This is a genomic window from Pacificimonas pallii (genome assembly GCF_019204005.1).
Classification (GTDB): domain Bacteria; phylum Pseudomonadota; class Alphaproteobacteria; order Sphingomonadales; family Sphingomonadaceae; genus Pacificimonas; species Pacificimonas pallii.
On record NZ_JAGSPA010000003.1, the window covers coordinates 209,915 to 223,790 of the forward strand.

Consider the following 13,876-nt stretch of genomic DNA (forward strand, 5'->3'; position numbering starts at 1 on the left):
TGGAAAACCCGCCATACCGGCGAAAGGCCGACATCCATCCCTTGCAAGAAGATCAGGGCGCAAACTTAAGAAATAGACCCTGGCCTTCGCCGGGGTGATCTGAAAACAGACCTCCATAGCGCGCGGAGCGCGCTAGACCTCGGGCGGCCGACCGACAGGTCCCTTCGGCACGGTCAGGCCCTCGGGCCAGTTCAGCAGCGCCGCCGCCCCGGCATAGCTCGACTCCAGAAATGCCATCAGCGCTGCGTCCGGGTCGGCTGCCGCGCGCATATCCGCGTAGGTCAGCACCAGTTCGCCCAATCCTTCATGCCAGCGGGCGGCCCTGGGCTTCACGTCCACGTCCTTCAGCCCCTTTGGCGACGGATAGGCATAGGCGTAAACCGCCGCTTCATCGATACCGCCGCCGCCCGGCCAGAATCCCGCGCTGATGACCTCGTGGCTATAGGCCTCGCGCGTTACGCGGTCGGGAAGGTTGGGAAAGCCTCCCGGATGCTCCGGTGCCGTCCGGCCGGAAAACCGCGTCACGGCAAGATCGAAACTGCCCCAGAACAGGTGGGACGGAGATGATTTTCCAAGATAACCGGAACGAAACTCCTGAAACACGCGGTCGACACTGCGAAACGCGGCGTGCAGCCGCTGCGCAATCGTCCCGTCCCAGGCACGCGGCCGATCATCCGTGGCGAAGGGCACAGCCTCCTCGACTTCATTAGGTCCGCCGTGCAGCGGCACCCTCGCCCCAAGATCAGACAGCGCGGCCTCAAGCTGTCCGGCAAACCGCGCCACTGTCTGCCCGTCCAGCGGAAATGCTGCGAACCTGCCGTCCGAAGACCACAGCCGGACCGCGCCCGACACCGCGTCCAGCAGCAGCTCATAATCCTCATCGCCGGCCGGCAGCACATATGTCCGGAACCCGCGCGGCACGACGCGCAGCGCCGCGTGCCATCCATGATTTACCCACGGACTGGTGCGCGTCGGCAGCTTGCCGATGACCTGCAAATAGGCATGGAGCGTCTCATAGACACCCCGCTCGGCGGCGTAATCGAGTTCAGGCCAGCGCACCGACGCCTCTCGCTATCGCACCGCAAGGTCTGGCATGATCGCAGAGCCGCAGCCAGACGCGCCTGAAACCAGCCGTCCCTAAAAAAACGCCTGCACACCAGTCTGGGCCCGGCCCAGGATCAGCGCGTGGATATCGTGCGTCCCCTCATAGGTATTCACCGCCTCCAGATTCATGACGTGGCGGATAACGCCATATTCGTCGCTCACGCCATTGCCGCCATGCATATCGCGCGCCTGCCGCGCGATCTCCAGCGCCTTGCCGCAATTGTTGCGCTTCAGGATGGAGATGGCCTCGGGCGCCAGACGCCCTTCGTCCATCAGCTTGCCCGCGCGCCACGATCCGAGCAGCCCCAGCGAAATCTCCGTCTGCATATCCGCCAGCTTCTTCTGGAACAGCTGCGTCCCCGCCAGCGGCTTGCCGAACTGGTGCCGGTCCAGGCCATATTGCCGTGCCGCGTGCCAGCAGAATTCCGCCGCGCCCATCGCGCCCCAGCTGATCCCGTAACGCGCCTTGTTCAGGCAGCCGAACGGCCCCTTCAGGCCCCTTACATTGGGCAGCAGGCGGTCGGCGGGGATCCGGACATCCTCCATGACGATCTCGCCCGTCACCCATGCGCGCAGGGAAAATTTGCCCTCGATCTTCGGTGTCTTCAGACCGGCGTCGCCGCGCTCGAGAATGAAACCGCGAATCTCGCCGTCATCATCTTTCGCCCACACCACAAACACATGTGCGATTGGCGAATTCGTGATCCACATCTTCGCGCCGTTCAAGACATAATGATCGCCGTCCCTGCGCGCCCGTGTCTTCATGCCGCCCGGGTCAGACCCGGCATCGGGTTCCGTCAGGCCAAAGGCACCGATGAACTCGCCCGTCGCCAGCTTTGGCAGATATTTCTCACGCTGTTCTTCAGTGCCATAGGCGTGGATCGGGTGCATCACGAGGGACGACTGCACCGACATCGCACTGCGATAGGCACTGTCGACACGTTCGACCTCACGCGCGATCAGGCCATAGGCGACATAAGAGGCGCCCGCACAGCCATATCCCTCGATGGTTGAACCGAGCAGCCCGGCGGAACCGAATGCCTGCATGAGTGACGGATCACAGGTCTCATGACGGTTCGCCTCGCGCACAATCGGCGCCAGTTCCTGCTCACAGAAACTGCGCGCAGAGTCGCGAATCATCGTTTCGTCTTCTGTCAGCAGTTCATCGAGACCCAGCGGGTCTTCCCATTTGAACGAAGGGCGGGGCGCCTCGGCGGCGGCGATCTTGTCAGGCATGATATTCATGGCGCCCTGCATAGAGCGAAATGCGGCAGGACGAAAGCCATGCCCGGCAGGTTATGAACACCCTCAACGGAAAACGGCGGCGTTCCGCGGGGGGATCGCCGCCGTCAATTTCCAGTGCGCCACGCACAGTGACGAGCGCGCGTGACTGGTGTCGAACCAACGCCGGAGATCGCACGAGGAGAGCGATGCCAAGTCGGCGACAATCAAACCACAGCAAGTCGCATGCCAATTTGTCGCACCGAGGACACGCCCCCATCCACCCCTGAACCAATTGTCCCGTTTTGGGTCACCACATACATGTCTCGTCAAAACCGGGACACGGGGGCCACAGTATCGAGACCGCTGTCTTTCTGCTGATGAAGCTCTCGCGCCACGATCTAAAATCGCTTTCGAAAGCTTGGTTCGGCCACCCTGCCCTGAGTACGGCGCAAGGTCGGCCACCATTTCCCTCTGCCGCCTCGCGAGTCCCGCCGTATCAAAAGAAAATACATTTTACGTTTGGCGTGTCAGCAATGATGATCACCACATGAAAAAATCGCGCCAGGAACCAATAACGTGAAATTTTTCATTTGGTTTACTATTCCTGTTCTAATTATTAAATATCTGAAATTTAGGTATTTTTCCCAAGACAATATCACTAAAACAAAGATCACGACAATCCCGTTAACAAACACACCACACCCGATAGACACGCATCATCCCTACTCCGCATAGCCATCCGTCGTCCGGATCAGGCGGTCCAGTATGCCGGGCTGGTCATAGGCATGGCCCGCGCCCTCGATCAGATATAATTCCGATCCCGGCCACGCCTTGTGCAGGTCCCAGGCCGTCTTTGCCGGGCACGGCATGTCATAGCGGCCGTGCACGATGGTGCCCGGTATCCCCGCCAGCTTCCCGGCATCGCGGATCAACTGCCCGTCCTCGAACCAGCCGCCATTGGTGAAATAATGCGTTTCGATGCGCGCAAAGGCGAGCGCGAAATGCGCGTCGGCGAAGGCATCGGACGTCTTGGGCTCGGGCAGCAGCGTGATGGTCTTGCCTTCCCAGATCGACCACGCCCGCGCCGCCGCCAGCCGCACGGCTTCGTCGTCCGCGATCAGCCGCCGGTGATAGGCGCTCAGCAAATCGCCGCGTTCCACGGGCGGAATGGGGGCGCAGAATGCGGCATAAAGATCGGGATATATCTCCGGCACGCCGTGCTGGTAGTACCAGTCCATTTCCGCCTTCGTCAGCGTGTAGATCCCGCGCAGCACCAGCTCGCTGACGCGCTCGGGATGCGTCTGCGCATAGGCCAGCGCCAGCGTCGATCCCCATGATCCGCCGAACACCTGCCACGTTTCTGCCCCCATCACCCCGCGCAGCCGCTCGATATCGGCGACCAGGTGCCACGTCGTATTGGCCGTCAGGTCGGCATGCGGCCGCGAGCGCCCGCACCCGCGCTGATCGAACAGCATGATGTCATAACGCTGCGGATCGAACAGCCGCCGATGATCCGGGGAGCATCCGCCGCCCGGCCCGCCATGCAGGAACACCGCCGGCTTTGCGCCCCTGGTGCCGCACCGCTCATAATAGATGCTGTGTCCGTCGCCGACATCCAGCATGCCGCTGTCATAGGGCTCGATCCGGGGATACAGCGTGCGTAATTCGGTCATGAATGCTCTCCCATATTCAGCGCGGACCCGGTACGCGCCATCCCTGCCGTCACCTTTTGCGGCGCCCTCTATGCACATATATGCCGGGCGGAGCCAACAGACTCGGGGGTCGGTGGCAACTTCATGTCAGGCCCGGAATTCCATGTCTTTCCCATCACTTGAAAAATCCACTTTCCTACGGCACGGCCTTCCGTCCAGGGTATCCACGGCACCGGGATACTTGATGGGCGGACCAGCGTCACCTTCGCCAACTTCCCGAAAGACCTTGCCCGCTACGGGCGCTGGAGACTGACCATGACCAAAAGCTGGAAACTTACTTTGCCGATCTCGCGGGCGGATGCCGACGCTCTCACCGCTGACATGCCGCAGCTGGCGGGAATCGATCCACAGCCCGCGCTCATGACCAGCGAGACCGATCCGGACGACCCGTCTCGGATCCGGCTCGACGTCTATGTCGGCCACGAACCCACACCGGAATTCACCGTTCTCATTCAGTCGCTGCTGCCGACCTCGCCGATGGCAGAGCCCATCATCGTGCCGCTACCCGAGGAGGATTGGGTAACGCTCAGTCAGGCGGGGCTCGATCCGATCCGCGCGGGCTTGTTCATGGTCCACGCCGCCAGGGACGCCGATCAGGTTCCCGCAGACGCAATCGGCCTGCAGATAGAAGCGGGATTGGCATTTGGGACCGGCCATCATCCGACGACTGCCGGATGCCTGCGCGCGCTCAGCAAGCTCGCCAGGGCGCCGGAAAATGCCCTTGATCTTGGGACAGGCACCGCACTGCTCGCACTTGGTATTGCCAAGGCATTTCCGACCGCAAGGATGACCGCCAGCGACATTGACGCGGTCAGCATCGACGTTGCCCGGGAAAATCTGCATATCAACCGGCAGGGGGAGGGCGAGACCGCCGGCCAGATCGCGCTGATTGTCGCTGATGGCCTGGCCGACGCGCAGCTTGCGGCCCGCGCGCCTTATGATCTGATCGTCGCCAATATCCTCGCACAGCCGCTTATCGACATGTCGGTGGACATCGCGGCCGCACTGTCGGACGGCGGAACGCTGCTGCTGGCCGGTCTCCTCAGCAGGCAGGAAGAGGCGGTGTGCGCGGCCTATCGCGCGGCGGGGCTTACCTTCGTCAGGGTCGACGCCAATGATGGCTGGCCGATCGTGATGTTCGCGCATGACCGGGCGCGGGCATGATACCCGCCGGAACCATCTGATCTGAAAGAAAGGGGGGCTCCCGGCGGGGAGGGAGGGAGGAGTGCCGGGAGCCCGATATCGATATCCGCGGGGAGGATGCGGTTCTAATCGATTTCTGCGGGAACGGTTCGTGACCGCCGCCGATGAGTCATAATTAGGAAACGGCCCGTTTTTTGTGCAGTGCACAATTTCGCAACCCAGCCATGCGTTCAGCGCATAGCTTGCAATTTGAGAGATTCAGCATCGAAATCAAGAGGATCGGTTTTCATGCGCTGCAAAATAAAGTCGCGCAGGACCTGCATGCGGATCGATCCGCGCAGTTCTTCGGGGTATACGAAATAGGTTCTGAAAATCGGCCCCTGTTCTTTCGGCAACACGACCTGCATGCGCCCGGACGACAGAATCAGGTAGCTTGGCAGCGCGGCAATCCCTGCCCCCGCCTCGACTGCCTTTGCGAGCCCGTAAATGCTGTTCACCGTCATGGAGGGCACGCGCGGCATCCCGGTGTTCCCGACCTCCAGCGACCAGTTCACCCCCCGGATCGGGCCGGGTGCGGGCTCTCCAAAAGCGACCAGACGGTGATCCGACAGGTCCGCTGCGCTGTCCGGCGCGCCATACCGTTCCAGATAGCCGGGAGACGCGCACAGCCGGTATCGGACAGCATCGAGGCGCTTTTGCACCATGCCCTGCTGCGTCGGCGGCGCGAACCGAATGGCGACGTCCGCCTCTCGCCGCGCAAGGTCCAGATCGTCATCGCTCAGCTGAAGCGCGATATTGATGTCCGGATATTGCGACAGAAAATCGGACAGCGCCCGGGTCAGCCAGGTGGAGCCAAAGCTAATCGTGGTCGTGACGCGCAGTTCACCTGTCGGCTTGCCGATCGACTGGGCGATGGACTGCCGCGTCCGCTCGATCTGGTCCTGTGCTTCGCTCGCCGTTTCCGCCAGCTTCTCCCCCTCATGCGTCAGGGCAAGGCCGCGCGCATGCCGATGGAACAGCTTGGCGCCAAGTGTGCCTTCCAGCGCGCTGATCTGACGGGACAGGGCGGGCTGGCTCATGCCAAGCTGGCGCGCGCCCTCGGTAAAGCTGCCCGCAAGGGCAACGATATGGAACAGCCGCAGCTTATCCCAGTCCAGCACGCTCATCTATATCTTCCCTCCGCAGCGGGCTCACTCCGCGGCCATGCTCTCGGGCTGCGAATCCGCTTCCGCCGCCAGCAGGCGCTCGGCCTCCAGCGCGGCCATGCAGCCCATGCCCGCAGCTGTCACAGCCTGGCGATAGACATGATCCTTCACATCACCGGCGGCAAAAACGCCGGTTACCGAGGTCGCGGTGGAATCCGGCGCCGTATGGATATAGCCATCTTCGTCCATGTCGAGCTGACCGACGAACAGGCTGGTCGCCGGGTCATGACCGATCGCGATGAAAACGCCGTTCACCGCAAGATCGCGATCCGCGTTCCCGTTCGTCCCGGACAGTTTCAGGCCGGTTACCGACAGGGGATCTTCACTGCCGACGATATCGGCGACCTCAGCGTTCCAGATCAGTTCGACCTTTTCGTTCGCGAACAGGCGCGCCTGGTTGGTGGCATCCGCGCGCAGCTCATCGCGGCGGTGGATCAGGTATACCTTCTCGGCGAAATTGGTCAGGAACGTCGCCTCCTCAACGGCGGTATTGCCGCCGCCAACGACCGCCACAGTCTTGCCGCGGTAAAAGAAGCCATCGCAGGTCGCGCAGGCACTGACGCCAAAGCCGCGGAATTTCGTCTCGCCCTCGATACCCAGCCAGCGCGCCTGCGCGCCGGTCGCGATGATCACCGTATCGGCCGTCATTGTGCCGCCGGATTCCAGCGTCAGGGTAAATGGACGCCGGGAAAGGTCGACGGATGTCACCATGTCATCGCGGATGTCGGTCCCCAGATGGCGGCACTGATCCTCCATCTTCTGCATAAGATCCGGGCCCATGATGGACGATTCACCGGGCCAGTTTTCCACATCCGTGGTGATGGTCAGCTGGCCGCCGGGCTGCAGGCCGCGAATGATAACAGGGTCCAGTGCCGCACGCGCTGCATACACCGCCGCCGTATAGCCCGCCGGTCCTGAACCAATGATCGCTACTCTGATATGTTCGCCCGCTTCCATAATCGCTGACCGCCTTCCGTGCCGTGTTCAGTTTCACCGCCAATGTAAGCGGCATCATCTGCAATTACGAGGATTCGGTAATGTACGTTACGTGCGCTCAGGCGGTGGGCGGCAGCTGGACATGCAGATGTTCCGCCGCGAACAGAAATGTGCCGCCATGCGCATGTGCGAGACGCTGCATCACACGCAATGTGAAGGCGAGGCCGAGCAAGGGCGCGTCGGCGGATTCCGGTGCCTCGATCCGGTCGTTGACGAGCGCGTCTTCGCTGATCCCGCTCAGCCTGGCAGGGCGCGAGACAATGATCTCGCCGCCCGTCAGGGTCAGCCGGACGCATTCGTCCTGGCCGGCAAATGCCAGCATGGCGCTCAGCAGACGCGCCACCGCGCGAAACAGCGCCTCCGTATCGACGGGATAAGCCGGTGCCGGCTCGACCACTTCGATTACCAGCTGCGCGCCGCGGTCATCGGCCAGTTCGGCGGCATGATCGCGCAAGCGATCCGCAAGCAGATGCGCGCCGACCGTGCTGCCATCATGAACCGCCCTGCCCTCATCGAGCGCCGCAGCGTCGCCAAGCGTGTCCACGGCCATCAGCAGTCGTCTCGTTTGCGCAATCATGGCGCGGGCGTCGGCACGGTAATGCGCGGGCGCGGGACCGATGACCTGCTGTTCGATCATTTCCGCATATCCCAAAATCGCCGTCAGCGGCGTCCTGACTTCATGCGCGACATCCGCCACGGTATCCACGGGAATATCAAGCAAAGCGGCAGGCCGATCGGGCACAGCGCGCCCTGCATATCCCTGAAAGGCGCCGCTGACCGGATGAAATCGTGGCCGCGCGGAGACGCGCGCATGTGTGTCATCGGCCATGCGGCAGCTAATGCCACTGAATGCGCATCTCCTGTCGATTCTGCGACGCGCTTCCTCGCTCTCCTTGAAAGGCAGCGTCTGCAGGCGAAGCCGTTCGCGTTCGCCAAAGTCATGACCGCCCTCGACGAACAGACCCGCGGCGTCGGTTCGCCAGTCAAACGCCTTCCGCGTCGCCGAGGACACGTCAACATTCTGCTCTACGGAGCTTCGGAAATCATCGATCTGCCCGATCAGCCGGGCGATCCTCTCACCGCTTGCCCGCATCGCCGGCGTCGAGCCTGTGGACATGGGCTCCGGCCGCGGCTGCCGGCCCCCCCGGCCGGGGGTCGCCAGCGACGACAAAAGCGCTTCACCCGGAATGTCGAGCGGACCGGGTACTGGCCGGCAAATCGCAGGCCGGGACCAGAGGTAACGACGGGCGCGGGCAGCGACCCTAACGGTCTCGGCAAGGCGCATCAGGCGGTCCCGGTGCCCGCCGGTCAAATGGCCTCGCAATGTCAAAAGCACACGCATCGCGGCGCGGCGATCGCCGCCGTTCGAAGTCGCCAACGCGTCAGCGATCTGAACGACCGCGCGCAGCGCCGCGTCCGGGTCGCCGCCGGTCTTCTTCCGGGAAGTAACGGCCCATCTGGATACCGTGGAAAGGCGTTGATCGAGATGCACCGGACTTCAGATCCGTTATGACGGTGAAACGATCCGGCCGCTATATCACGCGATATTCACGCTGTCCCCCATTGTAATGGCGATTGTCAATTTGCGTAACTATCTGCTAACAAAATTACAGGTGACGTAACTCCATTTCACTCAGGAGGCACTATGGGTGCGAAATCGTACCAATTGGATGATATTGATCGTGACATATTGCGGCATCTTCAGGCCGAGGGACGGCTGACGAATGTCGATCTGGCGCAACGCGTAGGACTGACGGCGCCGCCCTGCCTGCGGCGCGTGCGCGCTCTTGAAGAGGCTGGCATCATCAACGGCTATCATGCCGATGTGAACGCCGGCCAGCTCGACTATGGCATAACGGTTTTTGCGATGGTGAGCTTGAAAAGCCAGGCAGAGGCGGACCTGCAGGCCTTTGAGGCGCATATCGCCGATCTGCCGCCAGTCCGCGAATGTCATATGCTGAACGGCGAAATTGACTTCATACTGAAAATTGTCGCCAAGGACCTGCAAAGCTTCCAGCAATTTCTGACAGGCAAGCTGACGAGCGCGCCCAATGTGGAACATGTAAAAACATCGCTGACGATCAGGGCCGCGAAGCGTCTTCCCGGGGTTCCCGTGGACTGACGTCCGCTGACCTGGTGGCGGTGCCGCGAAACAGCCACCACGACAGGATCAGTGAGATCACACACACGATGGCCGTAGACTGCGCCGCCTCCAACGGCAGAAACGATGTCGCCGCCGCCGACGCGGCACCGACACCGAACCCTGCCGCCCCCAGCAAGGCGGATGCCGCTCCTGCCCGGCGCGGGTCGACACTCAGCCCGCCCGCATTGGCGTTGCCCGCAATAAATCCATAGGTCGCCAGCACCAGAAAGAGCGCGGTCATGATGCCGAAAAGCCCGCCAAAGCCAGTGAACGCCGCGCCAAGCAGCAGGAACCCGGCCGCAACGGCCAATTGGTTCGCCGTCCTCATGATCGCGTCTGCGGAATAGTGGTCGAGGAGGTAGCGATTGACCTGAGACCCGGCGATCAGGCCCGCTGCATTCAATGCAAACAACCACCCGAAAGCGAATTCCGAAACGCCATATTGGACGATCAGGATCGCGGGCGCGCTGGAAACATAGGCAAACAGGCTGGCCATGTTGAAAGCCTGCCCAAACATATATCCACGAAAACGGCGGTTGCGGATTAGTGAGGACATGCCGCCGAAAAAACGTGCGCTACGGGCCAGTTCAGCCGTTTCAGCCGACCGGCTCTCGGAAAGCCCAAACAGCACGGCAGCTCCCAAAAGCACACCATAGAGCGCCAGCACCCAGAATATCGCCGTCCATTCCGCCACGCTGAGTATCAATGAGCCCAGGAGCGGCGCGAATATCGGCGCGATTCCCATGACGAGCACGATCCATGTGAACACCCGCGCGCTATCCTGATGGTTGAAGCGGTCGCGCACGATCGCGCGGGCAACGACCAGCGCCGCGCAACTGCCAAGGCCCTGCACGAATCGCAGGGCGGTCATTTGCGCATTGCTTTCGGCGTATACGCAAAGAACGCACGTCACGATGAAGATCGCAATGCCGATGAGAAGCGGCGGCCGCCGGCCGATCCGGTCCGAAAGAGGTCCGTAAACGAGCTGCCCGATGGCAAGGCCTGCGATAAATGAGGCCAGCGTACGCTGCATGCTCGCAGCATCGGTACCAAGGCTCTCGCCAATGACAGGCAGGGCCGGAAGGTAAAGGTCGATCGATAGCGGACCGAACGCCGTCAGCCCGCCGAGCAAAATAATGAGCGCGGCCGCGGGGCGGGCGCGCTCATTCACATTCACATCGTGAGTCTGAGAGGGCTCACGCGGCGCGGAGTTTTTCCTCTTCCGCCTTGCGGCGCTCACTGAACTTTGTGCCGAGTTCCTTGCGTTTTTCATCGGAAAGCGCGCGCGCGGCCGTGACGAACATCTCTTCTTCTTCTTCGTCGATATGATGCTCGTAGCGATGCTTGAGTTTCAGGAATTTCGACATCCATTCATCACTGTGCATATCCATTTTTTCGAGATCTTCGACATAATCGTCGATCTCCTTGTGCTCAGCGACAGCATGACGGGCCTCATCCTGCTGCTTGGGGTTCGACATCATGGCCGCGTAAAGCGATTGTTCCTCCGCATTCGCATGCGCAAGAGCTTCGGCCTTGAACCGGCCAAAAAGCGTCTGGCGCGCGGCACCGCTGGCCTTTGCAAGATCCGAGAGAATCCCCCGGTGCGTTTCATGATCCTTCTTCAGGAGTTCGAGAATATCTGCCATTGTGCCTGCACCCTTCACTTATGCCTGCCCTGTCTACGCATGGACGGACACGAGGTTGCAAGGTGAGGGAAATATGGTGGGCGCTGACAGGCTCGAACTGCCGACCCTCTCGGTGTAAACGAGATGCTCTACCAACTGAGCTAAGCGCCCCTCTTGCAGGCTTCTGCCAAGCCGTTATGCCCCGTGCAATCCCATTATCGCAATCCCACTCATAAATTTTTGGAGACACACTGATGGCGGATGCCAAAACCCTTATCCTGAAGCTCGATACCTCAGATGATGCGGAGGTATGGATCAAGCTACGCGCCGACCTTGCGCCGAATCATGTCGAGCGCATTACCGAACTTGCCACGAGCGGCTTTTATGATGGTGTTGTTTTCCACCGCGTGATCCCCGGCTTCATGGCGCAGGGCGGTGATCCCACGGGGACCGGCATGCACGGCAGCGACAAGCCCGACCTGAAGGCGGAATTCAATTCCGAGCCGCACACCCGCGGCACCTGCTCCATGGCGCGCGCGCAGAACCCGGATTCGGCAAACAGCCAGTTTTTCATCTGCTTCGAAGATTCGGAATTCCTGGACGGCCAGTATACCGTCTGGGGCGAAGTGACCGAGGGCATGGAGCATGTCGACGCGCTGCCCAAGGGCGAGCCGCCCGCGAAGCCGGGCAAGATCGTCAAAGCGGAAATTCGCTAGGCCAAGCGCCGGTGCAGGCGGCGGGTAGAATATTATCCTCGCCTGCCCGGTGTTTTTCGGTGCCAGCACGATGGCGTCAAAGCATCTGCGGGCTTTCAGGCTTCAAAGACTGAACACGGTCGCCTCCTTGACGGCACCATAGGAAAAACTCGTATCCACGGAAGCGATTCCCGGAATTGCGTGAACCGACTGTCGCATGAAGCGCTCATAGTCGGGCAAATCCTTGACGAGCACGCGCAGCAGATAATCCGAACTGCCTGTCATCAGGTGGCATTCCAACACCTCGTCCAGCCGTGCGATCGCCTGTTCAAATCTCGTCACGGTGTCACTGGAGTGGCGGTCCAGCGTGATTCTAATGAAGACCGTGATCGTAAGGCCGACGGCGCGTGGATCGACCAGCGCCGTATAACCGCGAATCGTACCGCTCTTCTCCAGGGCGCGCAGTCGGCGGAGGCACGGCGACGGCGATAGGCCGACACGTTCAGCCAAGGCCTGGTTCGTCAGCCTGCCGTCGCGCTGCAATTCCCTGATGATCGCAAGATCCAGCCTGTCCATCACCAGATCATAGCAGTTCCTGCCAAGTTTTCCACCCACGACCAGGTAGATCGACCACATCTGCCGTCGATATCCTGATATTATGGCTTAAAGCCAAAAAGGATATCCGTATCATGACCGACACCATGCCGTTCCGCAGCGACCACGACGATGCGGGTTTTTCCACGCTCGCCATTCACTCGGGTTATAATCCGCAGGATGAGCATGGCGCACTGACGCCGCCCCTGCACATGACATCCACCTTCACGGCGTCATCATCGCATGAGCTTGGCGCGCGCTTCGAAGGGGTGTCACCTGGGCATTTTTATTCGCGCATTTCCAATCCTACGCTGGACCTTCTTGAACGGCGGATTGCCGCGCTGGAAGGTGCCGAGGCGGGTCTGGCAACCGCGTCGGGCATGGGCGCCATTTCGGCGACATTGTGGACGCTCCTGACGCCGGGCGACGAAATCATCACCGACAAGACGCTTTATGGCTGCACCTTCGCATTCCTGCGCGATGGACTGGCGCGTTTCGGGATCACGGTGACCCATGTCGATCTGACAGATGCGCATGCGCTGGAAAAGGCCATTACCGGAAAGACCAAAGTCGTTTATTTCGAGACACCTGCAAATCCGAACATGCGGATCGTCGATATTGCCGCCACGTGCGAAGTGGCACATGCGCATGACGCGATAATTGTCGTCGATAACACATATGCGACCCCCTATCTGACACGGCCGATCGCTCTGGGTGCCGACATTGTGGTGCACAGCGCAACGAAATATCTTGGTGGTCATGGCGATTTGATTGCCGGACTCGTCGTCGGGAAATCAGATATCCTTCAGGAGATTCGCCTGATCGGCGTGAAGGATATGACCGGGTCGGTGATGGCGCCGATGACCGCCATGCTTGTCATGAGGGGCCTGAAAACGCTGGCGCTGAGAATGGAACGGCACTGCACCTCCGCCGAAGTCATCGCACAATTCCTGCTGGCACATGATGCCGTCAGTGCTGTGCACTATCCTGGCAGCCCCTCGTTCCCCGGCCGGGCCATTGCGGAACGCCAGATGAAGCGCGGCGGCGGTATGATCGCCTTTGAACTAAAGGGCGGGATCGAGGCCGGGCACCGGTTGATCAACAATTTAACCCTGATCCAATGCGCGGTCAGCCTGGGTGACGCAGAAACCCTGATCCAGCACCCGGCAACGATGACGCACAGTACCTACACGCAAGAAGAGCGTGCCGCGCACGGCATTTCGGATGGGCTCGTACGGATATCTGTCGGACTGGAGGATGTGGACGATCTACAGAAGGATCTGGAACGTGCCTTGAACGCGCAGGCCGGATGAGATCACCCTTATGGCGTGAAGGGCAGGCCCCCACGCATGCCTGAAAAGGCATGCGCGTTGCAAACGCATTGCAGGCGCGTTCCCAGGCGCGAAGAGTTCAGGTCGGAAGCCGCGCGAGCGCC

The 13,876-nt window shown here is 61.2% G+C and carries 13 protein-coding genes and 1 tRNA gene; 4 read left to right on the top strand and 10 right to left on the bottom strand.

Features of this window, described 5'->3' with window-relative positions; all coding sequences use genetic code 11:
* Nucleotides 1-132 precede the first annotated feature (132 nt).
* From KCG44_RS09665 to pip, 3 genes are all read right to left on the bottom strand, one after another.
* Nucleotides 133-1,059: a DUF5996 family protein gene (locus KCG44_RS09665; RefSeq protein WP_218445885.1), complete on the bottom strand. Its 927-nt coding sequence runs from the start codon at nucleotides 1,057-1,059 to the stop codon at nucleotides 133-135.
* A gap of 78 nt (nucleotides 1,060-1,137) precedes the next feature.
* Nucleotides 1,138-2,349 carry an acyl-CoA dehydrogenase gene (locus KCG44_RS09670; RefSeq protein ID WP_218445886.1) on the bottom strand — a complete coding sequence of 404 codons (1,212 nt, stop codon included), beginning with the start codon at nucleotides 2,347-2,349 and terminating at the stop codon, nucleotides 1,138-1,140.
* A 701-nt stretch (nucleotides 2,350-3,050) separates the two neighbouring features.
* Nucleotides 3,051-4,001, bottom strand: a complete 951-nt coding sequence (gene pip / locus KCG44_RS09675) for a prolyl aminopeptidase (protein WP_218445887.1) — start codon at nucleotides 3,999-4,001, stop codon at nucleotides 3,051-3,053.
* Nucleotides 4,002-4,295: 294 nt separating this feature from the next.
* Between pip and KCG44_RS09680 the strand changes: the two genes are divergently transcribed.
* Nucleotides 4,296-5,204: a 50S ribosomal protein L11 methyltransferase gene (locus KCG44_RS09680; RefSeq protein WP_218445888.1), complete on the top strand. Its 909-nt coding sequence runs from the start codon at nucleotides 4,296-4,298 to the stop codon at nucleotides 5,202-5,204.
* Between the two features lie 209 nt (nucleotides 5,205-5,413).
* On the opposite strand, the gene KCG44_RS09685 is transcribed toward KCG44_RS09680, so the two are convergent.
* The 3 genes from KCG44_RS09685 to KCG44_RS14565 all read right to left on the bottom strand — a co-directional run bounded on the left by KCG44_RS09685 (nucleotide 5,414) and on the right by KCG44_RS14565 (nucleotide 8,876).
* Entirely contained in the window at nucleotides 5,414-6,349 is a 936-nt protein-coding gene (locus KCG44_RS09685; protein WP_218445889.1) for a LysR family transcriptional regulator, read from the bottom strand.
* A 24-nt stretch (nucleotides 6,350-6,373) separates the two neighbouring features.
* Nucleotides 6,374-7,345 carry a thioredoxin-disulfide reductase gene (gene trxB, locus KCG44_RS09690; RefSeq protein WP_218445890.1) on the bottom strand — a complete coding sequence of 324 codons (972 nt, stop codon included), beginning with the start codon at nucleotides 7,343-7,345 and terminating at the stop codon, nucleotides 6,374-6,376.
* Between the two features lie 97 nt (nucleotides 7,346-7,442).
* On the bottom strand, nucleotides 7,443-8,876 hold the full coding sequence (locus KCG44_RS14565; protein WP_218445891.1) for a sensor histidine kinase: 1,434 nt from the start codon (nucleotides 8,874-8,876) through the stop codon (nucleotides 7,443-7,445).
* A gap of 153 nt (nucleotides 8,877-9,029) precedes the next feature.
* Between KCG44_RS14565 and KCG44_RS09700 the strand changes: the two genes are divergently transcribed.
* Entirely contained in the window at nucleotides 9,030-9,506 is a 477-nt protein-coding gene (locus KCG44_RS09700; RefSeq protein ID WP_218445892.1) for an Lrp/AsnC family transcriptional regulator, read from the top strand.
* On the opposite strand, the gene KCG44_RS09705 is transcribed toward KCG44_RS09700, so the two are convergent.
* The 3 genes from KCG44_RS09705 to KCG44_RS09715 all read right to left on the bottom strand — a co-directional run bounded on the left by KCG44_RS09705 (nucleotide 9,466) and on the right by KCG44_RS09715 (nucleotide 11,323).
* Nucleotides 9,466-10,698, bottom strand: a complete 1,233-nt coding sequence (locus KCG44_RS09705) for a multidrug effflux MFS transporter (protein ID WP_218445893.1) — start codon at nucleotides 10,696-10,698, stop codon at nucleotides 9,466-9,468. The genes KCG44_RS09700 and KCG44_RS09705 overlap by 41 nt on opposite strands.
* Before the next feature lie 25 nt (nucleotides 10,699-10,723).
* Nucleotides 10,724-11,173, bottom strand: a complete 450-nt coding sequence (locus tag KCG44_RS09710; RefSeq protein WP_218445894.1) for a hemerythrin domain-containing protein — start codon at nucleotides 11,171-11,173, stop codon at nucleotides 10,724-10,726.
* A 74-nt stretch (nucleotides 11,174-11,247) separates the two neighbouring features.
* A tRNA-Val gene (locus KCG44_RS09715) sits at nucleotides 11,248-11,323 on the bottom strand.
* Nucleotides 11,324-11,406: 83 nt separating this feature from the next.
* On the opposite strand from KCG44_RS09715, the gene KCG44_RS09720 reads away from it, so the two are divergent.
* Complete coding sequence (locus tag KCG44_RS09720; protein ID WP_218445895.1) at nucleotides 11,407-11,868, top strand: peptidylprolyl isomerase; 462 nt, start codon at nucleotides 11,407-11,409, stop codon at nucleotides 11,866-11,868.
* Nucleotides 11,869-11,970: 102 nt separating this feature from the next.
* Here KCG44_RS09720 and KCG44_RS09725 read toward each other — a convergent pair whose 3' ends face one another.
* A complete protein-coding gene (locus tag KCG44_RS09725; protein WP_255536466.1) occupies nucleotides 11,971-12,483 on the bottom strand; it encodes an Lrp/AsnC family transcriptional regulator in 513 nt (170 codons plus the stop codon).
* Between the two features lie 53 nt (nucleotides 12,484-12,536).
* Between KCG44_RS09725 and KCG44_RS09730 the strand changes: the two genes are divergently transcribed.
* Complete coding sequence (locus KCG44_RS09730) at nucleotides 12,537-13,754, top strand: methionine gamma-lyase (RefSeq protein WP_255536467.1); 1,218 nt, start codon at nucleotides 12,537-12,539, stop codon at nucleotides 13,752-13,754.
* Nucleotides 13,755-13,876 lie beyond the last annotated feature (122 nt).

Excerpts from the sequence above, each read along its gene's own strand:
- KCG44_RS09710 (WP_218445894.1), bottom strand. The coding sequence starts at position 11,173 with ATGGCAGATATTCTCGAACTCCTGAAGAAGGATCATGAAACGCACCGG.
- KCG44_RS09720 (WP_218445895.1), top strand. The coding sequence starts at position 11,407 with ATGGCGGATGCCAAAACCCTTATCCTGAAGCTCGATACCTCAGATGAT.
- KCG44_RS09685 (WP_218445889.1), bottom strand. The coding sequence starts at position 6,349 with ATGAGCGTGCTGGACTGGGATAAGCTGCGGCTGTTCCATATCGTTGCC.
- KCG44_RS09680 (WP_218445888.1), top strand. The coding sequence starts at position 4,296 with ATGACCAAAAGCTGGAAACTTACTTTGCCGATCTCGCGGGCGGATGCC.
- KCG44_RS09725 (WP_255536466.1), bottom strand. The coding sequence starts at position 12,483 with ATGTGGTCGATCTACCTGGTCGTGGGTGGAAAACTTGGCAGGAACTGC.
- KCG44_RS09730 (WP_255536467.1), top strand. The coding sequence starts at position 12,537 with ATGACCGACACCATGCCGTTCCGCAGCGACCACGACGATGCGGGTTTT.
- KCG44_RS09700 (WP_218445892.1), top strand. The coding sequence starts at position 9,030 with ATGGGTGCGAAATCGTACCAATTGGATGATATTGATCGTGACATATTG.
- KCG44_RS09670 (WP_218445886.1), bottom strand. The coding sequence starts at position 2,349 with ATGAATATCATGCCTGACAAGATCGCCGCCGCCGAGGCGCCCCGCCCT.
- trxB (WP_218445890.1), bottom strand. The coding sequence starts at position 7,345 with ATGGAAGCGGGCGAACATATCAGAGTAGCGATCATTGGTTCAGGACCG.
- pip (WP_218445887.1), bottom strand. The coding sequence starts at position 4,001 with ATGACCGAATTACGCACGCTGTATCCCCGGATCGAGCCCTATGACAGC.